The organism is Pseudonocardia hierapolitana, from assembly GCF_007994075.1.
GTDB lineage: Bacteria > Actinomycetota > Actinomycetes > Mycobacteriales > Pseudonocardiaceae > Pseudonocardia > Pseudonocardia hierapolitana.
Genome location: NZ_VIWU01000001.1, coordinates 1,464,565 through 1,488,605, shown reverse-complemented (window position 1 = coordinate 1,488,605; position 24,041 = coordinate 1,464,565). Strand labels below are relative to the sequence as shown.

General features: G+C 74.9%; 15 protein-coding genes. 9 read left to right on the top strand and 6 right to left on the bottom strand.

Going from position 1 to position 24,041, the window contains the following annotated elements; genetic code table 11:
* Positions 1-33: 33 nt before the first annotated feature.
* Positions 34-942: an LLM class flavin-dependent oxidoreductase gene (locus tag FHX44_RS07210; protein WP_147254756.1), complete on the top strand. Its 909-nt coding sequence runs from the start codon at positions 34-36 to the stop codon at positions 940-942.
* On the opposite strand, the gene recD is transcribed toward FHX44_RS07210, so the two are convergent.
* The 3 genes from recD to recC are packed head-to-tail and all read right to left on the bottom strand — an operon-like array spanning position 890 to position 9,359.
* Positions 890-2,713 (bottom strand): exodeoxyribonuclease V subunit alpha, encoded by a 1,824-nt coding sequence (recD, locus tag FHX44_RS07205; protein WP_147254755.1) that lies wholly within the window; start codon positions 2,711-2,713, stop codon positions 890-892. The two genes, FHX44_RS07210 and recD, sit on opposite strands and share 53 nt — an antisense overlap.
* The gene (locus FHX44_RS07200; protein ID WP_212613135.1) at positions 2,710-6,066 is read right to left on the bottom strand and encodes a UvrD-helicase domain-containing protein; all 3,357 of its coding nucleotides are present in this window, start codon (positions 6,064-6,066) and stop codon (positions 2,710-2,712) included. The genes recD and FHX44_RS07200 overlap by 4 nt, the downstream gene beginning before the upstream one ends.
* The gene (recC, locus tag FHX44_RS07195; protein ID WP_246170258.1) at positions 6,063-9,359 is read right to left on the bottom strand and encodes an exodeoxyribonuclease V subunit gamma; all 3,297 of its coding nucleotides are present in this window, start codon (positions 9,357-9,359) and stop codon (positions 6,063-6,065) included. The genes FHX44_RS07200 and recC overlap by 4 nt, the downstream gene beginning before the upstream one ends.
* Positions 9,360-9,627: 268 nt before the next feature.
* Here recC and FHX44_RS07190 point away from each other — a divergent pair, with 268 nt between their 5' ends.
* The 3 genes from FHX44_RS07190 to pgm all read left to right on the top strand — a co-directional run bounded on the left by FHX44_RS07190 (position 9,628) and on the right by pgm (position 13,546).
* Positions 9,628-10,023 (top strand): hypothetical protein, encoded by a 396-nt coding sequence (locus tag FHX44_RS07190; protein WP_147254754.1) that lies wholly within the window; start codon positions 9,628-9,630, stop codon positions 10,021-10,023.
* Between the two features lie 56 nt (positions 10,024-10,079).
* The gene (locus FHX44_RS07185) at positions 10,080-10,901 is read left to right on the top strand and encodes an NmrA family NAD(P)-binding protein (protein WP_147254753.1); all 822 of its coding nucleotides are present in this window, start codon (positions 10,080-10,082) and stop codon (positions 10,899-10,901) included.
* Positions 10,902-11,920: 1,019 nt separating this feature from the next.
* Complete coding sequence (gene pgm / locus FHX44_RS07180; protein WP_147254752.1) at positions 11,921-13,546, top strand: phosphoglucomutase (alpha-D-glucose-1,6-bisphosphate-dependent); 1,626 nt, start codon at positions 11,921-11,923, stop codon at positions 13,544-13,546.
* A 64-nt stretch (positions 13,547-13,610) separates the two neighbouring features.
* Here the strand turns inward: pgm and FHX44_RS07175 are convergent, their stop codons facing one another.
* On the bottom strand, positions 13,611-14,822 hold the full coding sequence (locus tag FHX44_RS07175) for an ROK family transcriptional regulator (RefSeq protein WP_212612368.1): 1,212 nt from the start codon (positions 14,820-14,822) through the stop codon (positions 13,611-13,613).
* A 132-nt stretch (positions 14,823-14,954) separates the two neighbouring features.
* On the opposite strand from FHX44_RS07175, the gene FHX44_RS07170 reads away from it, so the two are divergent.
* From FHX44_RS07170 to FHX44_RS07150, 5 genes are read left to right on the top strand one after another with little or no spacing between them, the layout of a single operon-like run.
* Positions 14,955-16,430, top strand: a complete 1,476-nt coding sequence (locus FHX44_RS07170; RefSeq protein ID WP_147260984.1) for a sugar ABC transporter ATP-binding protein — start codon at positions 14,955-14,957, stop codon at positions 16,428-16,430.
* A complete protein-coding gene (locus FHX44_RS07165; RefSeq protein ID WP_342792472.1) occupies positions 16,427-17,437 on the top strand; it encodes an ABC transporter permease in 1,011 nt (336 codons plus the stop codon). The genes FHX44_RS07170 and FHX44_RS07165 overlap by 4 nt, the downstream gene beginning before the upstream one ends.
* The gene (locus tag FHX44_RS07160) at positions 17,434-18,423 is read left to right on the top strand and encodes an ABC transporter permease (protein ID WP_147254751.1); all 990 of its coding nucleotides are present in this window, start codon (positions 17,434-17,436) and stop codon (positions 18,421-18,423) included. Before FHX44_RS07165 ends, FHX44_RS07160 begins: the two co-directional genes overlap by 4 nt.
* A gap of 14 nt (positions 18,424-18,437) precedes the next feature.
* On the top strand, positions 18,438-19,628 hold the full coding sequence (locus FHX44_RS07155; RefSeq protein WP_147254750.1) for a substrate-binding domain-containing protein: 1,191 nt from the start codon (positions 18,438-18,440) through the stop codon (positions 19,626-19,628).
* Positions 19,629-19,643: 15 nt separating this feature from the next.
* Complete coding sequence (locus FHX44_RS07150; RefSeq protein WP_246170257.1) at positions 19,644-20,483, top strand: sugar phosphate isomerase/epimerase family protein; 840 nt, start codon at positions 19,644-19,646, stop codon at positions 20,481-20,483.
* Between the two features lie 10 nt (positions 20,484-20,493).
* On the opposite strand, the gene FHX44_RS07145 is transcribed toward FHX44_RS07150, so the two are convergent.
* Both FHX44_RS07145 and FHX44_RS07140 read right to left on the bottom strand, forming a co-directional pair.
* Positions 20,494-20,757 carry a TroA family protein gene (locus FHX44_RS07145; protein ID WP_147254748.1) on the bottom strand — a complete coding sequence of 88 codons (264 nt, stop codon included), beginning with the start codon at positions 20,755-20,757 and terminating at the stop codon, positions 20,494-20,496.
* Between the two features lie 90 nt (positions 20,758-20,847).
* Positions 20,848-24,039, bottom strand: a complete 3,192-nt coding sequence (locus tag FHX44_RS07140; protein WP_147254747.1) for an AAA family ATPase — start codon at positions 24,037-24,039, stop codon at positions 20,848-20,850.
* Between the last annotated feature and the right edge of the window lie 2 nt (positions 24,040-24,041).

The following is a 24,041-nucleotide window of genomic DNA, read 5'->3' as shown; positions in this document are numbered from 1 at the left end:
GAACAACGTTCCGCTTGAAAGGATCGATGCCCCATGCCGGACACCGCACCCCGCTTCGGGATCATGACCGCTCCGTCGCAGGTCGACTACCAGGACGTCCTGCGCCTGTGGCGCGAGGCGGACTCGATGCCCGAGATCGAGCACGCCTGGCTGTTCGACCACCTCATGCCGATCTTCGGCGACCCGGACGGACCGACCTACGAGGGCTGGACGCTGCTCACGGCGCTCGCGGCGCAGACCCGGCGGCTCCGGGTCGGTGTGCTCGTCAGCAGCAACCGGTTCCGGCCGCCCGCGATGCTGGCCAAGATCGCCACGACCGTCGACATCGTCTCCGGCGGCCGGCTCGATTTCGGCATCGGTGCCGGCTCGCGGCCCAGCCACCCCCTGGCCCGGCGCGAGTACGAGGCACACGGCCTGCCCTTCCACGACTTCGCCCACTCCGTGGAGAGCCTCGCCGAGGCGTGCACGGTGATCCGGCGGTTGTGGACCGAGACCGAGCCGTTCGACTTCCGCGGCACCCACGTCCAGCTCACGGGGGCGTTCGGCAGCCCCAAGCCCGTTCAGCGGCCCCACCCGCCGATCATGATCGGTGGCCGCTCGTCCGCGACGCTGCGCGTGGTGGCCGAACACGCCGACCTGTGGAACATCCCCGGCGGCGACATCGACGACGTCGTCGCCCGCAGCGCGCTGCTGGACCGCTTCTGCGCCGAGATCGGTCGCGACCCCGCGTCGATCACCCGCTCGATCCACCTGCAGGTCGCCTACGAGCAGGCCGACGCAACGCGGAAGGCGATCCGTGAGGCGCTCGACGCCGGCTTCGGGCACGTCATCCTCGGGCTGCCGGCGCCCTACCCCGCCGACGTCGCCCATTGGGTCGCCGAGGAACTGATCAGCCCGTTCGCGCAGCTCCCAGCCGGTGGCGCAGCCCGCTGGCCCGGCTGACGGGGCGGGCCACCGCCGCGCGCACCGCCTCCTCGGTGCCGACGACCCGGACGAACTCGGCGGCCCGCGTGACCGCCGTGTAGAGCAGCTCCCGGGTGAGCAGCGGGGACTCGGCGGGCGGCAACACCACCGTGACCCGCCGGAACTGGCTGCCCTGTCCGCGGTGCACGGTCATCGCGTGCACGGTGGCCACCTCCGACAGCCGGGCAGGCGGGTGCAGGGTCGGCAGCCCGCCACGGGCGAACGCGACCCGCAGTCCCTCCGGCACGGCGACCGCCACGCCGGTGTCGCCGTTGAACAGCCCCACGTCGTAGTCGTTGGCCGTGACGAGCACCGGCCGCCCGGGGTACCACGGCCCCGTTGGCGCGTCGGGGAGGGCCGCCCGCAGCCACCGCTCGATCTCCGCGCTCCAGCGCGTGACCCCGTACGGCCCCCTGCGGTGGGCGCACAGCACCCGGTGGCGTTCCAGGGCCGCGAGCGCGGTGGGGACGTCGCCGCGCATCGCCGCATCGGTGAGCTCGCGGCCGGCGGCCACGACGTCCTTGCGCACTCCGGTGACGTCGTCGGGCTCGACGAACTCCAGGTCGGAGTGGTCACCGCGGAGCAAGGCGGCCGCGGCGTCGGCGTCGCCGGCCTGCACGGCGCGGGAGAACTCGGCGATGGCGCCGCCGAAGCGCCACACATGCCGCAGCGTGACCACACCGTTGATCACCGGACCGCCGACGAGGCCGCCGGGGATGCCCGTGGCCTCGAGGGCCGCGTCGAGGGCCGCCTCCGGCTGCCCCGGTGCCCTGGCCAGGTCGCCGAGGACCGCGCCCGCCTCGACCGAGGCCAGCTGGTCGGGGTCGCCCACCAGCACGATCCGGGCGTCCGGCCGCACGGCCTCCAGGAGCCGGGCCATCAGCGTGAGTGACACCATCGACGTCTCGTCGACGACGACCACGTCGAAGGGCAACCGCTGGGTGCGGCCGTAGCGGAAGCGCCCGCCCGGCCGCCAGCCGAGCAGCCGGTGCAGGGTGGCCGCCTCGGGTGTGCGCGACCGCAGCTCGGCGGGCAGCTCGGCCGCGACCGCCTCCTGCAGCCGGGCGGCCGCCTTGCCGGTGGGGGCGGCGAGCGCGACCCGCGGCGGCGGGCCCGGCTGGTCGTGCAGCAGGGCGAGCAGCCGCGCGACCGTGGTGGTCTTGCCGGTTCCCGGACCGCCCGCCAGCACCGTGACCCGCCGCAGCACGCTCACCGCGGCCGCCAGGCGTTGCCGCTCCGACCCGGGCGCCGAGAAGTGCCGCTCCAGGCCGGCCCGCAGCCGCGGGATGTCGACCGAGGGCGGCGCGGCCGCGGCGCGCTCGGCGAGCGAGCGGCGCACCACCTCCTCCTCGCCCCAGTAGCGCGCGAGGTAGAGCAGCCCGTCGACGATCCGCAGCGGACGGCCGCTCGGCGCGTCCGGCCCGTCGGCCACCACCGGGCTCGCCGCGCACGCCGCGAGCCACCGCGGCGGGTCGGGCCACGGCAGCGCGGAGACGTCCACGAGCTCGTCACCCTCGCCGAGCACGGTGTGGCTCACCGAGGCGAGGTCGACGCACACCGACCCGAGGCGCACCGCGCGCACGGCGAGCGCCACCGCGAGCAGGACCTCCTCGTCGGTCTCCCCACCGAGGCGCCCGATCCGAGCGGCCACGTGCGCGTCGGCCGGATCGAGCACGCCCGCGGTGTTGAAGACGCCGAGCAGGCGGTCGGCGGCACGGGCCAGGCGAGCATCGCCGAGATCGACCGTCATGCCACACCGCCCATCAGCTGGGAAAGCTCCTCCACGAGCGGGGCAGGCGGCACCCAGCTGAACACCCCGCACGGCACGCCGTCGACCGCCGGGGTGTCGGGCCCGCACATCCCGCGGACGAACAGGTACAGCACCCCACCGAGGTGGCGCTCCGGGCTGTAGCCGGGCAGCCGCCAGCGCAGGTACCGGTGCAGCGCGACGCTGTAGAGCAGCGCCTGCAGCGGGTAGTGCGAGGCGATCATCGCCTCGGCCAGCCGCGGTGGCGCGTAGTGGGCGGACGTGAGCGGCTCGCGCCCCTCGGGCCCCATCGGCCCGAGCCAGTTGGTCTTGTAGTCGACCACCGCGAACCGCGAGCCCGGCAGCCGCAGCACCGCGTCGATGCTGCCGGTGAGGTAGCCCCGCAGCGGTTGCTCGGCGAGCCCGGCGAGCGCGTCGGGGTAGGAGCGCAGCGGGTCGTCGGCGGGCAGGTGCCGGCACAGGAGCGGGGCGAGCGCGCCGAGGAACACGGGTGGGCCGGGGGTGTCACCGGCGGCGAGGGGCAGCTCGAAGTCGAGCTCGGCGAGCCGGTCGCGCGGCGCGATGTCGGCCAGGCGCAGTCCGCCTGCCAGTGGACCGAGCGGGGTGTGGGCGGCCGGGAGCAGCGCAGCCGCCAGCAGCTCGGCCTCGACGCCCGGTACGGGGTGGTGCACGAGTTGATCACGGGCGTGGGTGGTGAGCTCGCCGGGCAGGTCGGCGGCGGTGAGGTCGGCCGCTTCGAAGATCCCGTGCACCAGCGTGCCGAAGCCGGCCCCGAGTGGCAGCTCCGCCATCGGGGACGGGAGCGCCGCGACCCCGTCCGGTTCGGATCCGGGGGGCAGCTCGACCGCCGCCTCGTCGTCGATCCCCGCAGCCTCCGGTTCGCTGCCGACGCCCGGCCCGTGGCCCGCGCTCGCGGTGAGCGCGCTGTAGGACGTGCGCCGCCAGGCGATGTCGAGCCGGCGGGAGAACTCCGCGGCGCGCAGCTCACCCGCTGCGGGCTCGGACGCGGGCAGCGTGAGCGCGCTCTGCGCGAACCCGATCTCCTCCACCGAGATCCGGCTCCCCGCGAGCTCGCGCAGCGCGTGCAGCGCCGCGTTGTCGGCGGGCACGCGGTAGGCCTCCGCCGGCTCGCGGCCGGCCGGGGGCCGCCCGATCAGCAGCCGGTGCAGCGGGGACGTGGCAGTGGTGGTGGCCGGCACCCACCACGTGACCACCTGGCAGCGCGCGCGGGTGAGCGCGACGTACAGCAGCCGCAGGTCCTCGCCCGCCTCCTCCGCGCGGTGCCGCGCGACCCGCTCCTTCCACCCGTCGCCGGACTCGCCGCCGACGTCGAGCACCCGGGCGCCGGACTCGTCGTGCAGGAGCGGGACGTCCGGGTCGCGGACGTTGCGGTCCCACCCGAACGGCACGTAGACGATCGGGAACTCGAGGCCCTTGCTGCGGTGGATCGTGATGATCTGCACGGCGTCGGCGTCGGACTCCAGCCGCCTGCTGCGCTCGACCACCACGTCCTGGGCGGCGTCGGTGATGCGGTGGCGCAGCCACTCCACCAGCGCGGCCGGGCCGAGGTGCTCGGACACCGCGGCGGCGTGCAGCGCCTGGGCGATGTGGCGCAGGTCGGTGAGCAGCCGCTCGCCGTCGGCGACGCCGAGCAGGCGGCCGGGGAGTCCGGGTCCGGTGGTGGTGCGAGTTGTCATGGCCTCCAGCAGCGCGGCGATCCCGCGCTCGTGCAGCACCACCGCCCACGCGCGCAGCGTGGCACCGACCTCGTCGAGCAGGGCCTCGGCGCCGGGCCCGCAGAGCTCGGCGACCGTGTGGCCGAGGAAGGGGGTGAGCGCGGCGGCCCGCACCCGGGCCGCGCGCGGCTGCTCCAGTGCCTCCAGGAGCGTGAGCCACTCCCCGGCGACGGGGGTGCCGAACACGCTGGCCGTGCCGGACAGCACGGCGGGCACCCCCGCGGCGGCGAGGGCCTGGCGGATCATCGCGCCCTGGTCGTTGGTGCGCACCAGCACGGCGACGTCGCCGGGGGCCACCGGCTCACCGGCGACGGTGGCCCCGCTCGCGAGCAGCGCCGCGATGTCGGACGCCGCGTCGCGCGTCACGAGCTCGCGGGCCGGGCCGACGACGGCGAGGTCGCGGCGCGGTGCCTTGGGCAGCCCGGCGCGGGACGCCACGCGCAACCGGAACGGGGTGTCGACCGGCGCGCCGCGCAGCCGGCTCCCGGGATGGGCGGACTCCACGTGGTGCACCGTGATCCGCGGGTCGCCGAGAGCCGCGCCGGCGAACACCGTGTCGAGCGCGTCCAGGAGCACGGCGTCGCTGCGCCAGTTGCGGGCCAGCGTGGCGTGGTGGTGCGCGGCATCGGTGGCGTCGAGGTAGCTGACGACGTCGGCCCCGCGGAACGCGTAGATCGCCTGCTTCGGGTCGCCGATCAGCACGAGCGTGGTGGACCCGTGGAAGGCCGTGCGCAGGATCTGCCACTGCACCGGGTCGGTGTCCTGGAACTCGTCGACCAGCACCACGCGGTAGCGGGCGCGCAGCCGGGCGGCCGCGCCGCGCGCCGGGTCGGCCAGCGCGTCGGCCAGCCGGGTGAGCATGTCGTCGTAGGTGTAGATGCGCCGCACGCGCTTGCGCCGCGCCACCTCGGCGCGCACGGCCGTGGCGAAGCGGTGGCGCACGTGGGCGGCGCTGCCCGGCTCGGCGCCGCGCGGTTCGAGCCGCGCCTGCCCGTCGTGCACGGCCCTGCGGGCCAACGCGAGCGCCTCCGCCCGGCTGAACGCCGGCGTGCCGGCGCCGCGCGCGCCGTACTTGCGGACGTAGAAGTCGTCGACGACCTCCGTGAGGATGTCCTCGATCGACTCCACGAACACCGCGTCGCGGTCGCCGTCGCCCGCCACGCCCAGGCCGGCGAGCATCTGCTGGCAGAACTGGTGGGTGGTGGCGATCGTGGCCGCGTCGAACTGGGTGAGGGCGCGGGCGAGCCGGCCGCGTCGGGCCGCGACCTCGGCGTCGGGCGCCTCGGCGAGCAGCCGGAGCACGTCGTCGGCGCAGGCGCGGGCGGCAGCGGGATCGGCCAGGCCGCGCTCGGCGGTGACGAGGCGCTCCCGCACGCGTTCGCGCAGCTCCTGGGTGGCCTCCCGGCCGAACGTGACGAGCATGAGCTCGGGCAGAGCGGCGTGGCCCTCTGCGACGTAGCGGGCGGCGAGCGCCGCGATGGTGAAGGTCTTGCCGGTGCCGGCGCTCGCTTCCAGCACCGTGGTGCCGGTGGGCAGCTCGCCGCAGACGTCGAACGCGGTGGGCGCGAGCACCGGGGCGGGGAACGGGATGACGGTCACAGCCTCACCACGTCCTCTGCCGTGAGCAGGGGGGACCAGACCTGCAGCGCGAGCGTGCCGAACCGGGTGGGCTCCCCGCCCGGCGGCCCGGGCGCGGTGAGCACCTCGGGACCGGCCTGCGGGCCCCATGCCCGAACGTGCGCGGTGTCGGCGCGCTCTGCTCCCGCGCCGCTCGTCCACTTGCGCAGCGCCTCGTCGAGCGCGCCCGCGGGATCCGCGCCGCCGCGGCGGACGGTGGCGTAGGTGTGGCCGGCCTGGGTGGGCAGCGGCAGCGGCTCGCGCAGGCCCGCCCGCCGCAGCGCCACGAGCTCGGCGATCTCGGCGGTGGCCCGGTCGGGGTCGAGCGGGCCCGCGGTGGCCATCGCCAGCCCGAACTTCTGCCCCCGCCCGATCGTGACGGCGCGCCACGGCTCGCGGGTGGCCGCGGTGAGCGCGAGCAGCCGCACCCACGCGCGTACCCGCTGCTTGGCCGCGAGCCGGGAGAACTCGACGCGCAGCAGGACGTTCCCGTGCAGCCCGCCGACCGTGCCGACGACGCGGCTGCCGTCGGGCAGGGTGACGTCGACGTCGCGGTCGCCCGCCTCGCCCACCAGGTACGGCTGGGCGGCGGAGACGATCGGTTCGACGTCGTCGAGCACCCGCAGGAGCACCTGCTCGCCCAGCGCCCCCGGCGGCAGCTCCCCGCGACGCCACTCGGCCTGCCGGCAGCGGTCGAGCGGCCGCCCCGCCAGCCGGTCGCGCAGCAGCCGGTCGCCGATCGACCACAGCGCGAGCCCGTCGAGGTCGACCGGCAGCGAGTCGGTGTCCTGCTCCTCCGCCGTGAACAGCGAGAGCCCCACCCGCTGGCGCAGGAACTCCTTGACGGGGTGCTCGACGAACGACACCAGTTCGTCGAGGGCGATCACGTCGTCGTCGTCGGGAGGGGGCAGGGGGTCGGCGAGGAACGGTGCGGGCGGCGCCTTCGTGCCGCCCGCCGCCACCGCACCGGCCAGCTCGGCGCGGTCGAAGCTGAACGGCCGGGGGCCGGCGAAGTTGCGCGGGTCGAACGGCTGCAGGGGGTGGCGCACCACCACCTGATCGAGCGCCTCGCGGCCGGCAGTGGCGGCGACGGCGTCGAGCAGTTCCCCGAGCGGAACGGCGGGCGGGCGGCGGGCGCCGGTGCGCTCGTCGGCACCGGAGTGCACCACGACGAGGTGCTCGGTGGCGGCGCAGATCGCGTCGAGGAAGAGCTGCCGGTCCTCGCTGCGGGGGTCGCGCTCGCCCACCAGGGGGTCGCGGGCGAGCAGGTCGTCGCCGTCGGGCACGCCTGCGCGGGGGAAGGCGCCGTCGTCGAGCCCGAGCAGGCAGATCACGCGGTGCGGCACCGACCGCATCGGCACCAGCGTGGCGACGGTGAGCGTGCCCGTGCGGAAGTTGGCGCGGGTGGGACGGCCGCGCAGCCGTTCGGCGAGCAGGCCGCGCACGTCGGCCAGCCCGAGCTCGACGGTGGCGGCGTGCGGCCCGGCCGCTCGGACGGCGGCGGCGAGCTCGGCCCGCGCCTGCGTGCCCTGCCACTCGTCGGTTCCGGTGACGAGGGTGAGCGCGTCGAGGGCGTCCTGGAGCACCGCGACCCACCGTTCGAGGGGCTGCTGCCCGGCCAGCCGGGCGAGGACGGCCGCGACCCGGTCGACGAACTCCGCGAGCCGGCCGACCCGGGCGACGTCGCCCGACTCGACCTCGTCCAGGGGCAGCGCGGTGCCCAGCCACTCGTGTTCCGACCCGGACATCGCGACGCCCAGCAGCAGCCGGTCGAGGCCCGCGGACCAGGTGTTCTGCGGGAACCCGTCGAGATGGAACGGCGCCCGGTGCGCGCCGTCGAGCCCCCACCGCACTCCCGAGCGGACCACGAGCTCGCGCAGCCGCTCGAGGTCGGTCTCGTCGAGGTCGAAGCGGCTGCGCACCGGCCCCGTGCCGAGCAGGTCGAGCAGCTGCGACGCCGTGGCCCGGGCATCGGCGAGCTCCAGCAGCTGCGCCACCGTGTCGAGCAGCGGGTTGACCTGGCGCAGCGCGCGGTCGGCCAGCCGGACCTGCAGGCGTTGACCGGGGTGGGCGTCGGGGCCGTCGGCGAGACCGAAGCAGGCCGAGACCAGCGGGGCGAACGTCTCGACGTCGGGACACATCACCAGCACGTCGCGCGGCTCGAGGGTGGGATCGGCCTCCAACAGGCCGAGCACGATCTCCCGCAGCACCTCGACCTGCCGATCCGGCCCGTGGCAGGAGTGCACCTGCACGCTGCGGTCGTCCGGCCGCAGGGCGAACCCGCCGTCGGGCGTGCGGTCGTCGCGCAGGTCGGCCTGCAGCCGATGCAGGAGCGTGACCGGTGGGCTCAGCTCGGCCGGGTGGTGCGTGTCGACGCACCCCGCGGGGAGCCGGAGCTGCAGCTCACGGGCGTCGCGCCCGAGGGATCCCAGCAGCGGGTGACGGGCCGCGCTCGCGGTGGGATCGGTGCGGCGGAGCGGGATCTCGCCCGGCGCCACGACGGCCGCCCACAGCGCGGGCGACGGATGGGGCAGCCACAGGTGCACGTCGCGGTGCTCGGCCAGCGCGCCCAGCACCGCGAGGTGCTCGGCGGGCAGGCGGGTGGGGCCGAAGATCGACACCCGCTCCGGCAGCGCGACGGCCGCCGGGTCGGAGCGCAGCGCCGTGCACGCCGCCTCCACGCGCTCGGCCGGCGAGGGGACGCCGATGCGCTCGCGCAGCCGCCGCCACAGCTCCGCCTGCCATGCGAGGTCGGCGGCACCGCCCTCCGGGGCCCCGGTGCCGCTGAGCCAGCCCCTCAGCAGGGCGGGCCGGTGGGTGGCGTAGGAGGCGAAGAGATCGGTGAGGTGGCGTGCGACGGCGTACCGGCGGCCCCGCCCGGCGTCGCCCACGTGGGCGCCCAGCGGGGCGCAAAACTCCTCCCCGACGCTCGCGTCGATCACCTCCAGCATCGGCCACACCGCCCGTTCCGGCTGCCAGGGGTCGTCGGCGGGATCCAGGCCGGCGGCCGCCGCGACGACCTCGGCCACCACCGCGGCGGGGGAGGGGAAGGCCACACCCGCGCACACGCCGTCGCCCCCGCCGCCCGCCGCTCCGAGCCGGTGGGCCAGCCGCTGCGCCAGCCACCGCTCCACGCCCCTGGCCGGCACCGCCACGACCTCCGAGGCGAACGGGTCGGCCGGCGGCTCGGCCAGCAGGTCGCCCAGCGCGCGGGCCAGCGTGTCGGCCCGTTCGGCCCGGTGCAGGTGCCACATGGCTGCGCCCCCCTCGTTCACGTTCTGCGCACACGCTAGGCGCGGGCGGTGACAGTCCCGACGGGGGCGCGCCGCTTGTCCACAAGTAACGGGTGTGAGCGCGTCGAGCAGCACGTCAGTGCGGTCCCCGCAGCGGCGGCGCACTTGTCGGGTGATCACGCTCCGGTGATAACTACCCAGAGTGATCAGGACCGGGAAACAACACGATGGTGTCATCCCGCTCCTGCCCGGATAACGGAAAGCTGGGACCCGCGCGATCACCGGTTACAGGACGCGGAGGAGGGATCACGTGAACGCCGACAGGAGCGACGCGACGACCGGGCCGATGGTGCCGGAGCAGCGAAGCGTGCGTGATCTGGCCCGCGCCGAGGTCCTGTGCCGCCACGCCCGGCTGACCAAGGCGGGCCGTCCGATCTTCTGCCGGCCCAGCCGCGCCGAGATCGAGGGCCGGGTGTTGCCGCGCCAGGGTCCCGGTTCCGACGGCAAGGTGATCTACTCGACGCGCGAGGACGCCGAGGCCGCGGCCCGCGAGTTGGAGGCGCTCGGCGCCCGGCCGCTGCGCTCGTACATCTGCGCGCGGTCCCGGGGCGGCCACTTCCACCTGACGACGGACTCGACCCCGCGCACCGGCCACCTGCCGCTGCACCTGCGCATCCCCCAGCAGCGCACCCCGCTCTCCGCGTAGTTGACCTGAAGTCAGGTTGAGCTCCTAGCGTCGTCCGCGACGAAAGGAGTTCGACAGTGACGACACTTGTCACGGGCGCCACCGGGAACACCGGCCGCCATGTGGTGGCCGAGCTGGTCCGCCGGGGCGAGCGCGTTCGCGCGTTGACCCGCAATCCGGCCGCGGCCGCGTTCCCGGCCGAGGTGGAGATCGTGGGCGGCACACACACCGCTCCGGAGGAGTTGGGTGCGGCTCTCGACGGGGTCGACCGGCTGCACGTCACGGTGACGGCGGGGCTCGCCGAGGTCGGGCCCGAGCTGGTGCGGCGGGCCGTCGACGCGGGGGTGGGGCGCATCACCGTCGTGTGGGGCGGCTGGGTGGGACCGGTCGAGCAGGCCGTTGCGGAGTCGGGCGTGGAATGGACGCGCCTGGAACCGCAGGAGTTCATGTCGAACACGCTGACGTGGGTCGAGTCGATCCGGACCGAGGGCGTCGTGCGCGAGCCGTACGACTTCCCCAGCGCGCTGGTGCACGAGGCCGACATCGGGGAGGTGGCCGCGATCGCGCTGCTCGAGGACGGCCACGCGGGGCGCGCCTACAACCTCACCGGGCCCGAGTCGCTGACCACGCGGGAACGGATCGCGATCCTGTCCCGGGCCACCGGACGCGACATCGCCTTCGTCCCGATCACCCACGAGCAGGCCGTCGAGCGGCTGATGGCCACGGGTGTGTCCCGCGCGGACGCCGAGTACGTGATCGGCTGGTACGCCGCTCCCACGGAGGACGCCACGACCGTCGTCGACACCGTCGAGCGGGTGACCGGTCGCGCGGCGCGCACGTTCGCCCAGTGGGTGGCCGAGCACTCGGCACGGTTCGAGGAGCCCCGCATCCCGGTGTGATCCGCGCGCTCCCGGTGTTCCGGAGCGGAGCTGCCGATCCCGTGCCGGCGCGACGGTTCGATGGGGCGGGGACCGGGGAGAAGGCGCATCGCCTGATCCGGAGCGCGCGAGGGGGCCGATCTCCGCAGCGTTGATCGAGGGAGTCCGCCCGCGCGTCCCGTGTCGGCCCACGCACCCCGTCGACGGGGCGCGTGCGCCGAGAACGGGCGCGAGCGGCGGAAGACCATTCCGATCAGCACACCACGGGCTCGGCGGAGACGCTGACGTACTCCTCGGGCCGATTACGAGAGCGTTTTCCCCGCCGATGACCACTTCACACACCCAGTGGCCACTTCACACAAGGCCGGCCTTGTGTGAAGTCCGTACTGGGTGTGTGAAGTCGGCTGTTGGCGGCGCTACGAGCGGCATGATCGGCTGTTCGGCGCGTTGCCGTGTCGTTTTCGCCCGTTTCCGCGCCGAAGCCTCGATCATCGCCGTGGGACCGCCTTCGGTGGCGCCGCGCGCCCTCCGGGCAGGCCCCTGGCCTGCGCGCATGGCTTGCCCTCAGGGGTCGCAGAGGCTCAGAGGTCAAGGGTCGCGCAGCGATCGCGGAGCGACGCCGGAGGCGCCCTTGAGCTCTGAGGGGCGGCCCCGCAGAATGCGCGGCGCCACCGAAGGCCTTGGTCAAGGGGCGCTACGAGGATCGAGGGTTGTCGCTGGAGGTGCTGGTCTGCGGGACGTGCGGCGCCGCTTCGGCCGGTGTCGGGGGTGCTGCGGGGTTGAGGGTCGCCACCGGAGGCGCTGGTCGGGGGGTGCTGCGGGGTTGAGGATCGCCACCGAAGCCCCCTGGTCAGGCCGAGGAGAGTGCTCGCGGAGCCGCACAGGAGCGGCTGTCGCCACAGCCACGGCGATCCGAATCCACGGATCATGCGCAGGGCACGGGGTCGGCCGATGCAACGGAGCTGCGGCTGCGGGTGCAGGACTGCCGTTCGCGGTGGCAAGGTGACCGGGAACCCGCCGCAGCACCCCGGGAGCGCGCCATGCCGACCCACCCCCGCGCCGGAACGCCCGCGCAGCCCGAGGACCTCGTCGACGTCGAGACCCTGCTCGCCGCCTACCACGACCGGGTCCCTGACCCGGACGACGCGGCGCAGCGGGTGGCGTTCGGGACCTCGGGGCACCGCGGTTCCTCGCTGCGCGCCACGTTCAACGACGCCCACATCGCCGCCACCAGCCAGGCGATCTGCGAGTACCGGGCGCAGCAGGGCACGGACGGGCCCCTCTTCATCGGTCGGGACACGCACGCGCTGTCCGAGCCCGCATGGACCACGGCGATCGAGGTGTTCCAGGCCAACGGCGTGCACGTGCTGGCCGACGCCGACGACGCGTTCACGCCCACCCCCGCCGTCTCGCACGCGATCCTCACGCACAACCGCGGGCGGACGGACGGGCTCGCCGACGGGGTGGTCGTCACGCCGTCGCACAACCCGCCCCCGGACGGCGGCTTCAAGTACAACCCGCCCAACGGCGGCCCCGCCGACACCGACGCCACCTCGTGGATCGCAGGCCGCGCGAACGAGCTGCTGCGCGCGGGCCTCGCGGGTGTGCGCCGCGCGCCGCTCGACCGGGCCGGGCTCGCCCGGTACGACTTCCTCGGCGCGTACGTCGCCGACCTGCCCTCGGTCGCGGACCTGGACGCGATCCGCTCCGCGGGCGTGCACATCGGCGCCGACCCGATGGGTGGGGCGAGCGTGGCGTACTGGGGCGCGATCGCCGAGCGGCACCGGCTGGACCTCACCGTCGTCAACCCGGCCGTCGACCCGCAGTTCGGGTTCATGACGCTCGACTGGGACGGCAAGATCCGCATGGACTGCTCGTCGCCGTTCGCGATGGCCTCCCTCGTGGAGCGGCGCGGCGAGTTCCGCATCGCCACCGGCAACGACGCCGACTCCGACCGGCACGGCATCGTCACCGCCGACGGACTGATGAACCCCAACCACTTCCTCGCCGTCGCGATCGGCTACCTCTACGCGCACCGGCCGGGCTGGTCACCGGACGCGGGCGTGGGCAAGACGGCCGTCAGCTCCTCGATGATCGATCGGGTCACCGCCGACCTCGGCCGCAAGCTCGTGGAGACCCCCGTCGGGTTCAAGTGGTTCGTGCCCGGCCTGCTGGACGGCTCGATCGGCTTCGGCGGCGAGGAGAGCGCGGGCGCGTCGTTCCTGCGCACCGACGGCGGCGTGTGGACCACCGACAAGGACGGCATCATCCTCGCGCTGCTCGCCTCGGAGATCACCGCCGTGACCGGCCGGACGCCGAGCGAGCGCTACCGGGAGCTCACCGAGCGGTTCGGCGAGCCGGCCTACGCGCGCACCGACGTGGCGTGCAGCCCGGAGGACAAGGCGAAGCTCGGCAAGCTCTCCGCCGACGACGTACGGGCCACCGAGCTGGCCGGCGAGAAGATCACCGACCGGCTCACCGCCGCGCCGGGCAACGGCGCCCCGCTCGGCGGGCTCAAGGTCGTCACGGAGGGTGGCTGGTTCGCGGCCCGCCCGTCGGGCACGGAGGACGTCTACAAGGTCTACGCCGAGAGCTTCCGCGGCCCCGACCACCTCGCGCGGATCCAGGAGGAGGCCCAGGGCGTCGTGTCCGCCGCGCTGGGCTGAGCCGATCCGACGAACGGCGCGTTCGTCGGATAGGTGCCGACGAACGCGCCGTTCGTCGGTTGGTTCAGCGGGCGGCGGCCACCAGTTCGTCCACCTGCGTGGGGGAGAGCACGCGTTCGACGACCATGACCGCGGCGCCGATCACGCCGGCCCGCTCGCCGGAGCGGCTGGGCACGATCCGCAGGTGCTGGGTGGCCAGGGGGAGCGAGCGTCGGTAGACGACCTCGCGCACGCCTGCCAGCAGGTGCTCGCCCGCCGCGGCGAGCGCGCCGCCGATCACGATCACCGACGGGTTGAGCAGGCTGACCGCGGTGGAGAGCACCTCGCCGATGTCGCGGCCCGCCGCCCTGACCAGCTGCACGGCCTCCACGGAGCCGCTCCTCGCGAGCGCCACCACGTCGCGGCTCGACCTCGTGTCGTGACCGCGGGCCCGCAGCGCCGCGGCCAGTGCGGCGCCGGAGGCGATGGCCTCCAGGCAGCCGGTGTTGCCGCAGCGGCACGGCACGTCGCCCCCACCCGGCACGGCGACGTGCCCGAGGTCGCCCGCGGCGCCCTGCGCGCCCCGGCGCAGCGCGCCGTCGCTGATGATCCCGCTGCCGATCCCGGTGGCGACCTTCACCAGCATCAGGTGCTCCGTGCCGGGCCAGTGGGCGAAGTGCTCGCCCAGCGCCATGACGTTGACGTCGTTGTCGACGAGGGTCGGCGCGCCGAGCTCGGCGGTGAGCCGGGCCGGCACGTCGAAGCCGTCCCAACCCGGCATGATCGGCGGGTTGACGGGGCGGCCGGAGGAGTGCTCCACCGGGCCGGGTAGCCCGACCCCGATGCCGGCGAGCAGCTTCGAGTCCCACGGCGCGAGCAGGTCGCGGGCCAGCGTGACGACGCGGCCGAGCACCACGTCCGGGCCGAGGCCGATGTCGAGGTCCTCGTTCACCTCGGCGAGCACGGACCCGGCGAGGTCGGTGACCGCGAGCCGGGCGTGGGTGGCCCCGAGGTCGGCGCCGAGCACGACGCGCACTCCCGGGTCGAACCGGAAGCGCGTGGGCGGCCTGCCGCCGGTGGAGGTGGCCTCGCCCGCGTGCCCGACCAGGCCGCAGGCCAGCAGGGCGTCGACCCGCGCGGCGACCGTGGAGCGGGCCAGACCGGTGCTCGCGGCCAGCTCGGCCCGGGTCCGGGCCTGTCCGTCGCGCAGCAGCTGGAACAGCTCGCCCGTTCCGGCCACAGAGCCGGCGGGCGCCGCCACGACGACCCCGCCCGGCTCACCCATGTGCTCAGTCAAGCACACCTTCTAGAGGCAGGCTGGCCGCAACTTCGGCACGAGACCGGCAACTTTTGATTGTGCACTGGCAGAAGTACCGCTAGCTTTCGGCACGTGACCCACGCCACTGCCGGAGCTGGCACGACCCTGGCGATGGCGGGCATCAGCAAGTCCTTCCTCGGCGTGGGCGTGCTGCACGGCGTCGACCTCGACGTGCGCTCCGGCGAGGTGCACGCCCTGGTCGGGGAGAACGGCGCCGGCAAGTCGACCCTGCTCAAGGTGCTCTCCGGCGTCCACCAGCCGGACGCGGGCACGATCGCGATCGACGGCGAGGTGCGCACGTTCGCGAACCCGCGCCAGGCCCAGGACGCCGGGGTCGCGATCATCCACCAGGAGTTCACCCTCCTGCCCGAGCGGACGGTCGCCCAGAACGTCTTCCTCGGCCGCGAGCCGGTGCGGCGCGGTCTGGTGGACACCGTCGCGATGGAGCGCGCCACCGCCGCGCTGCTCGCCGAGATCGGCGAGACCGGGTTCGGGCCGGACGCGGTGGTGCGCAGGCTGTCGGTGGCCCAGCAGCAGGTGGTCGAGATCGTCAAGGCGCTCGCCACCGACGCCCGGATCGTCGCGATGGACGAGCCGACGGCAGCGCTCGCCGAGCACGAGGTCGCACTGCTCACCGATCTGGTGCGCCGGCTCACCGCCCGCGGGATCGCCGTGCTGTACGTGTCGCACCGGACGCCGGAGATCTTCGCGCTGGCCGACCGGATCACCGTGCTCAAGGACGGCGCCCGGGTCACCACGCGGCCCGCCGCCGAGCTCGACCCGCCCACGCTCGTACGGCTCATGGTCGGCCGCCCGCTCTCCGCCTACTACCCGCCACGGGCCACGGAGTTCGGCGACGTCCGGCTGGAGGTTCGCGGCGGGACGGCACCGGCGATCACCGGCATCGACCTCACCGTGCGGGCCGGCGAGGTGGTCGGCGTCGCCGGCCTGCAGGGCGCCGGTCGCACGGAGCTGCTGCGCGCGATCTTCGGGGCCGACCCGTTCACGGCAGGCGAGGTGCTGCTGGACGGTCGAGCGGTGCGCCTGACGTCGCCGCGCCGCGCGATCGCCGCCGGCATCGCCATGGTCACCGAGGACCGCAAGGCCGAGGGGCTGGCGCTGGCGCAGTCGGTGCGGGAGAACGCGCTGCTCGTGCTGCGCGCGGTCTTCCGGCGCCGGGCCCGTGCAGGCGCCGTGCGCACCCGGGACCTGCTGGCGACCGTCGGGCTGCGGTCGGCGGGGGAGGACCAGGAGGTGCGGTTCCTGTCCGGTGGCAACCAGCAGAAGGTCGTGCTCGCCAAGTGGCTGGCCGCCGACCCGCGGGTGCTGCTGCTCGACGAGCCGACCCGCGGCATCGACGTCGGTGCGAAGGCCGCGGTGCACGAGCTCGTACGGGAGCAGGCCAAGGCCGGGATGGCGGTGCTCCTGGTCTGCTCGGAGCTGCCGGAGCTGATCGGGATGAGCGACCGGATCTGCGTGCTGCACGAGGGCAGGCTCGCGGGTGAGCTGCCCGCCGGTGCATCGGAGGAGGACGTGATGGCGCTGGCCACCGGGCACGGGGTGCCGCACGCGGAGGTGCCGCGGTGACGGCGCTGGCGGAGCGGGTCCGGTGGGCGCCGCGGCTTGCGGCCGGGCCCGCGGCGGGCACGTGGATCGCGCTCGGCCTGGTGGTGCTGCTCGCCGCCGCGATCGTGACCGCGCGCGGCGGCGACTACCTCACCCAGGCCAACCTGCTGAACATGCTCTCGCGCACGACCGTGTTGGGCATCGTCGCGGTCGGGCAGACGATCGCGATCCTCGCCGGGTCGCTGGACCTGTCGGTGGCCTACCTGATCGGGCTGACCTCGCTGATCGCGGCCGAGATCATGGCCGGGGACCCGGCCATGATCGGGCCCGCCGTGCTCGCGGTGCTGGCCGCTTCCGCGCTGGTCGGGCTCGTCAACGGGCTGGTGATCACCAAACTGCAGGTCAACGCGTTCATCGCGACGCTCGGGGTCGGGCTGGTGATCAAGGGGATCCTGGAGAGCCGCTACGAGGGCCCGGCCGGCTCCGTCCCGGTGCTGTTCCAGCGGCTCGGATACGACCGGATCGGCCCGATCCCGGTCTCCGTGCTGCTCATGCTCGCCGTGGCAGGGGCGGCGGCGTTGTTCCTGCACCGCACCCGCCCCGGCCACCACGTCTACGCGGTCGGCGGGAACGTCGAGGTCGCCCGGCTCTCCGGGGTGCCGACCACGCGCACGACGGTGCTCGCGCACGTGATCTGTTCGCTGTGCGCCGGTGTGGCCGGGCTGTACCTGGCCAGCCGGCTCGGTGCGGGTGCGCCGTACGTCGGCACCGACGGCGGGTACGACCTGGAGTCGATCGCCGCGGTGGTGCTCGGCGGCACGGTGCTCGCGGGCGGGCGCGGCGGGGTGAGCGGCACGGTGGCCGGGGTGCTGCTGCTCGCGGTGCTGGACAACCTGTTCGACCAGCTGGTCCTGGACGCGTTCTTCAAGGACGTCGTGCGCGGCGCCGTGATCATCCTGGCCGTCGCGGTGTACGCGCGGCGGCAGCTGCGGGCCCGGGCCCAGCGCGCAGTGCGGGTGCCGCGATGAGGGCGCTCCGGGATCGGGTGGGTGCCGCCGCACCGGTGTTCGGCGTGCTGCTGCTCCTGCTCGTGGCGATCGCCGTGGTCAACCCGAGCTTCCTCGAACCCGCATCGCTGCTCGCGTACCTGAAACGGGCCGCCCCGCTCGCGATCCTCGCGGTCGGGCAGTACTTCGTGATCGTCTCCGGCGAGTTCGACCTGTCGGTCGGCTCGCTGGTCACCGTGCAGGTGGTCGTCGCCGCCCGGCTGATCGACGGCGACGAGTCGGCCACCCTGCCGGTGATCGTGCTGCTCGTCGGGCTGGGCCTGCTGGTCGGGCTCGCGAACGGGCTGATCACGACGCGGCTGCACGTGCCGTCGTTCGTCACCACGCTCGGCATGCTGCTCGTGCTCTCCGGTGCGGTGTTCCTGTGGACGGGCGGCGCTCCGCGCGGGTCGCTCTCGCAGGCGTTCCGCGTGCCCGGGCGGCAGGGCATCGACATCCCCGGGTTCGGCCAGGTGCCGTGGTCGGCGCTGATCCTGATCGCGGTCGCGGCAGGCGCCGCGGTGCTCATGCGCTCGGCGTGGGGGCACACCCTCGTCGCGACCGGCGACAACGACCGGGCCGCCGTCCTCGCCGGCGTGCCGGTCGCGCGGGTCCGCACCACGGCGTTCGTGCTCTCGGCGCTCGCGGCAACCGTCGCGGCGATCCTGCTCGGCGGGTTCGCCGGCGTCTCGGCGCAGGTCGGTGAGGGACTCGAGTTCTCCGCGATCACGGCCGTCGTGCTCGGCGGCGTCGTGCTCGGGGGCGGGCGCGGGAGCGTGCTCGCGGCACTGGCCGGCGCGCTCGTGCTCGAAGCCCTCTTCACCCTGCTCAACCTGCTCGGGGTCTCCGGCGCGCTGGAGTCCACCGTGCAGGGCGTGATCATCATCGCCGCGGTCGCCTACGCCGCGCGACGGGCGGGCCGCAGGCGCAGGCCACCCGTGCCCGAACCGACCCCTCAGCCCGCCTGACGAAGGGATCACCCATGAAGCGATCGACGGCGCTCGCGACCGCGGCGGCAGGAGCCGTGCTCCTCCTCGCCGCGGCCTGTACCAGTGACGTGCCGCCGGGCGGCGCGGCGCCGACCGGCGCTCCCGGCACGTCCGCGCCGCCGGCTGCCGACCAGTTCTTCGACCAGGCCGAGCACGACCGGCAGCTGGCCCTGCGTGACCAGACCGCGCAGGGCCCCGCCGACCAGCCGTGGGTGCAGATGCTGGAACCCGAGATGGTGGACACCGCGCAGTACGCCACCCAGGGCCCGCACAACGTCTGCTTCTCCAACGCATCGGTCGACAACCCCTGGCGGCAGGTCGGCTGGACCACCATGCAGGCCGAGGTCGACCTCCACCGCGACGAGATCGCGAACTTCACCGCACTCGACGCGGGCGCGAGCGACGACAAGCAGATCTCCGACATCCAGCAGCTCGTCGGCGGCGACTGCGACGCGCTCATCGTCTCCCCGAACACCACCGCCACGCTGACCCCCGCCGTGGAAGCGGCGTGCGGCCGGCTGCCGGTGATCGTGTTCGACCGCGGCGTCGACACCGACTGCCCGGTGACGTTCATCCACCCCGTCGGCGGCTACGCGTTCGGCGCTACCGCGGCGGAGTTCCTCGCCGGGGAGGTCGGCCAGGGCGGGAAGGTGCTCGCACTGCGCGTGCTGCCCGGCGTCGACGTGCTGGAGAACCGGTGGGCCGCGGCCGAGCGGATCTTCGCCGCCCGCGGGGTGGACGTGGTCGGCGTCGAGTTCACCGAGAACGACACGGCAACGGCCAAGAGCATCGTGTCGGACTACCTGCAGCGCGAGGGCCAGATCAACGGGATCTGGATGGACGACGGCACCGCGGCCGTCGCGGCCCTCGAAGCGTTCGAGGACGCCGGGCAGCCGCGCCCCGCGATCAGCGGCGAGGACCAGCAGCAGTTCCTGGAGAAGTGGAAGGCGGAGAACCTGACGGCGCAGGCGCCGACGTACCCGACGTTCCAGTGGCGCACCGCGGTCATCGCCGCGCTGCAGATCCTGCGGGGTGAGCAGGTGCCGCGCGAGTGGATCCTGCCGCAGCCGGTGATCACCAGTGCCAACCTGGACCAGTACCTGCAGCCCGGACTCCCGCCGCTGCACTACGCGCTCTGCGGCTGCCGGGAGATGCCCGACTTCCCGGCGCGTTGGGGTGCGTGAACCGTGCACATCGGCGTGAGCACCTGGGTGTGGGCCTCGCCCTGTGACGACGCGACGGTCGCTGCGCTCGCCCCGCGCGTGGCGGCCTGGGGGTTCGACGTGCTCGAGCTGCCGGTCGAGCAGCTGGGCGACTGGGACCCGGCGCGCACCGCGACCGTGCTCGGCGACCTCGGGCTGGGCGCGAGCGTCTGCCTCGTGATGCCGCCGGGGCGGGAGCTGGTGGCCGCCGACGCGGCCACCGTCCGCGCCACGCAGGACTACCTGCGCGGCGTGCTCGACGCGGCCGCCGCGGTCGGCGCCCCGGCGATCGCCGGGCCGGCCTACACATCGGTGGGCCGGACCTGGCGGATGTCGGACGCCGAGCGCCGGGCGGCGTACGAGCAGCTGCGGGAGAACCTGGCGCCGGTCGTGGAGCACGCGGCGCAGGTCGGCGTGCGGATCGGGGTGGAGCCGCTCAACCGGTACGAGACCAGCCTGCTCAACACGATCGACCAGACCCTCGAGGCCCTCGACGGCCTGCCGCCTGAGCACATAGGGCTCGGGCTCGACACCTACCACCAGAACATCGAGGAGCAGGATCCCGCCGCCGCGACCCGGCGGGCGGCCGGGCGGATCGTGCACGTCCAGGTGTGCGCCAACGATCGTGGCGCGCCGGGCGCCGACCACCTCGACTGGCCCGGTTTCCTGGACGCGCTGTCCGACGCGGGCTACAGCGGCCCGGTGTGCATCGAGTCGTTCACCGCGGAGAACGCCACCATCGCGACCGCGGCCTCGATCTGGCGGCCGCTGGCCGACAGCCAGGACGCCCTGGCAACGGAGGGCCTGGCTTTCCTCCGCGGCCTGGCCGTCACGTAGGGAACTGCGGTCACCCGTTCGCGTCCATCTTCTCCAGCTCGGGAACGACCTGGTCCAAGGCGTACGGAATGCTCAGGACGGTGTTGAAGCTGATCGCGGCCCCCGGCAACGGCGGCGTGGTGTAGTCGAAGTAGCCCACCCGGCCGGAACGGACGACGTCGAGCCGGTTGTACATCGGGTCGTCGCGCAGGGCCTGGATCGTGTCCGGATCCGAGGTCCAGGCCAGCCGGTCGACATCGAGCAGCGTGAACTCCTCGGCGCTGACCGTGGCCACGTTGTCCTGCACCCGCCCGGCCAGCCACGGCGGCTCGGTGACCGGACGCCCCGGCGACGGAGGGCCTGGCCTTCCTCAGCGGACCGGAGGTCAAACGCTCCACGTGACCGGCGGCTGGGGCCGGTAGCGGCAGTACGTGCCGGTCGCAACGGACGCGGCGAGGTGCTCGGCCAACTCGGGGTGCACCGACCGCAGCCGCCGGATGGTGTCGCGGATCCGGGCGGTGACGGCCTGGCGGGCCCGCTCGGTGTCGTCGCCCAGCCGGCGAGCCCGCCCGCCCAGACCGGCGGACCGGCGCAGCTCGTCGAGCAGTGCGGCGCGCTCGCGGTCCAGCGAGGCGGCCCGTCGGTCGGCACCGCGGTCGAGGGCGTCGCGGATCTCGCCGTCCAGGGCGCGCAGCCGGTTGCGGTAGGCGTCCCGCGCCTGCTCGTCGAGCATCGGGTCGGCGCCGAACCGGCGGCGTGCGGAGACGGCCGGGTCGCCGTCCGGGTTCAGCAGGTCGACGGCCGCGACCTCCGCGCAGGGCCTGGCGACCAGCACGCGCAGGTCGCGCATGCCCTTCGCATCCTTGACGTGCGCGGTGCGCCCCGCGAACCGCACCGTCCACACCCCGCCCTCGAGCCGCAGCACGTTCCCCGCGGACGGCGGCTCGTCGACCGGTGGCAGGGCCGCGGCCATGCCCAGCTCGGCGGCCTCGCGGCGCGCCGCGGCGAGCAGGTAGGCCGCACGCTCGGCGTCGTCCGGTGATCCCGTGCCGCGCAGGGCCGCGGCGAGGTGGGCGCGGGCCAGCACCGACCAGGGCCTCGCCCCCAGCCGGTCGGCCGCCGCGACGGCGCTGCGATACCCCTGCACGGCGTCGTCCCAGCGCTGCTCGGCGGCGTCGACGAGGGCCAGCCACAGCGCCATCGGGCCCCAGACGATCCCCCCGCCCGAGTGGACGGCCCAGCCGTCGGCGAGGGGCGCGAGCGCGGCGCGTGCGGCGGCGCACCGCGCGGGGTCGCCGGTCGCGGCCGCGACCTGGGCGTCGAACACCAGCCGCATCGAGTGGAACCGTCGGGGGAGGTGGCGGAACAGGTCGTCGATGTCGCGGCCGCGGCGCAGCGCCTCGTCGACGTCACCGCGGTGCGCGGCGGTGAGCGCCTCCAGCACCCGGGTGAACGGGTCGCCGGGCAGGACACCGCGGGCGGTCGTGAGCGCCTCGTCGACGTCGCCGCGCAGCAACTCCAGCGACCAGACCTGGTCGCGCCACATCCGCGCCCGGTCCACCTCGCCCGTCCGCTCCCCGAAGGTGAATGCGTCGTCGAAAGCGGCGTGGGCCGCATCGAACCGCCCGGCCAGCAGGTCGATAGCGCCGCGGCGGGACAGCGCCAGGAAGCGGTGCCGCGGCAGCCGGGTCTGCTCGGTGAGCGCGGTGAACGTGGCGAACTCGTCCAGCGCCTCCGGGCGGCCCTGCTCCAGCAACGCGAGGGAACGCAGGAACGCGGCGAGCGCCTCGAGCTCACGGTCGGGTGCGCGGCGGGCGGCCGCGGAGAGCTCGTCGAGCACGGCGATCCGCGCGACCGCGGCGCCGGGCTCCCAGATGCTGTCGTGGTGGGCGAGCAGGCACCAGCCCAACGTCTCGTCGTCGGCGGCGGCCCGGGCGAGCGCGACGGCCCGTTCGCCCAGCTCAGCGGCGGCCTCCGGCTCCACCGCGGCGTGGGTGCGGGCCATGCTCGCCGCGGCGAGCACGCGGGCGGTGAGCGCGGGATCCACCGCGTCGCCGCCGCGCCCCATGAGGTCGAGCACCTCGTCCATGCGTTCGACCTCGCGGTGGCCCTCCGCCTCGGGGTTGCCGAGGCGGTGCAGCCCGAGCGCGGCCCTGGCCACCAGCTCCGCATCGTCCAGGGCTCGGCCCGCGGCGTCGACCTCGGCGTACACCTCACGCGCGGCGCCGAGCTCCCCTGCGCGGTCGAGCTGGTCGCCGAGCTGCAGCTGGAGGTCCGCCCGCCGGGCAGCGGCATCCTCGGGCAGCAGGGCGAGCGCTGCGCGCAGGTGCCCGATGGCCTCCTCGGTGGCCCGCCGGCCCCCGGCGTCGCGCGCCGCGGCCAGGAGGTGCCCGACGACCTCGTCCGCGGGCAGCGCGGGCACCGCCCGCCGAGCGTGGTGCGCGGCGACCGCGGGGGAGAGCCTCACGGATGGGAGCGCCCGCACGACCGCTGCGTGCAGCGCCCGCCGGCGCTCATCGGACAGAGCCGTGTAGAGGCACTCGCGGACCAGGTCGTGGGTGAACGCGTACCTGCTGCCCCGGGCTCGCCCGACCAGGCGGCCCGCGAGGGCGGGCGCGAGCACGTCGTCCACGGCCGTCGCGGGTGTTGCGGACACGGCGGCGAGCACGGCCGCGTCGAACTCGTGGCCGATCAGCGACGCACATCGCAGGACGTCCGCGACCTCCGGCGGGAGCAGCGCGATCCGCTGCTCGACGGCCTCGCGGACCCCGGTCGCCACCGGAGCACCCGGTTCCAGCTGCGCGGTCTGCTCGATGAAGAACGGGTTGCCGCCGGTGCGCCGATGCATGTCGGCGGCCTGGTCCGGGCCGGGCGCCGCACCCGTCACGCGGGTCATGAGTGCGGCGACGCCGTCGGGGTCCAGGCCGCTCAGCCGGACCGTGGTGGCACGGGAGAGCAGCGGGGCCAGCAGGGGCCGCAGCGGGTGGTCGGGCGCGTCGACCTCCACGTCGCGGTAGGTGGCGACGACGAGGATCGGCTCGAACCAGGTGTGCCGGACGAGGAAGTCCAGCGTTCGCAGCGACGCCGGATCGGCCCAGTGCAGATCGTCGAGCACCACGAGCGTCGGGCGCGTCTTCGCGGTGGTGACGAGGAGCGTGGTCAGCGCGTCCTGGACGCGGAAAGTGGGACGGTCGGCGGCGGCCGGACCGTCAGCAGGCGCGGACTCGCCGAGCAGCACCGGTAGCTCGTCGCCGACGGCGGCGGCCGCGGCCGTCCACTCGGACCCGTTCGCGGTGCGGGCGAGGTGGCGTACGACCTGGATCCACGGCCAGTTGCCGGGCGCGCCGTCCCCTGGCCAGCAGGACCCGTTCAGCACCCGCACGCCGCGCAGCGCCGCGTCCGCTGCGACCTGCCCGACGAGCGCGGTCTTGCCGATCCCCGCCTCGCCGGTGACGAAGACGAGCCCGCCGCGTCCGTCCACCAGCCGATCGACTTCGGCGTGCAGCAGCGCGACCGGATGGTCGCGCCCGATCAACGGGGATGCCGCCACCACCGACCCGTCCCCTCCCTCGCCCACGG

Bases quoted from the DNA above. Each gene is read 5' to 3' on its own strand.
- FHX44_RS07210 (WP_147254756.1), top strand. From the start codon at position 34: ATGCCGGACACCGCACCCCGCTTCGGGATCATGACCGCTCCGTCGCAG.
- recD (WP_147254755.1), bottom strand. From the start codon at position 2,713: ATGACGGTCGATCTCGGCGATGCTCGCCTGGCCCGTGCCGCCGACCGC.
- pgm (WP_147254752.1), top strand. From the start codon at position 11,921: ATGCCGACCCACCCCCGCGCCGGAACGCCCGCGCAGCCCGAGGACCTC.
- FHX44_RS07170 (WP_147260984.1), top strand. From the start codon at position 14,955: ATGGCGGGCATCAGCAAGTCCTTCCTCGGCGTGGGCGTGCTGCACGGC.
- FHX44_RS07160 (WP_147254751.1), top strand. From the start codon at position 17,434: ATGAGGGCGCTCCGGGATCGGGTGGGTGCCGCCGCACCGGTGTTCGGC.
- FHX44_RS07155 (WP_147254750.1), top strand. From the start codon at position 18,438: ATGAAGCGATCGACGGCGCTCGCGACCGCGGCGGCAGGAGCCGTGCTC.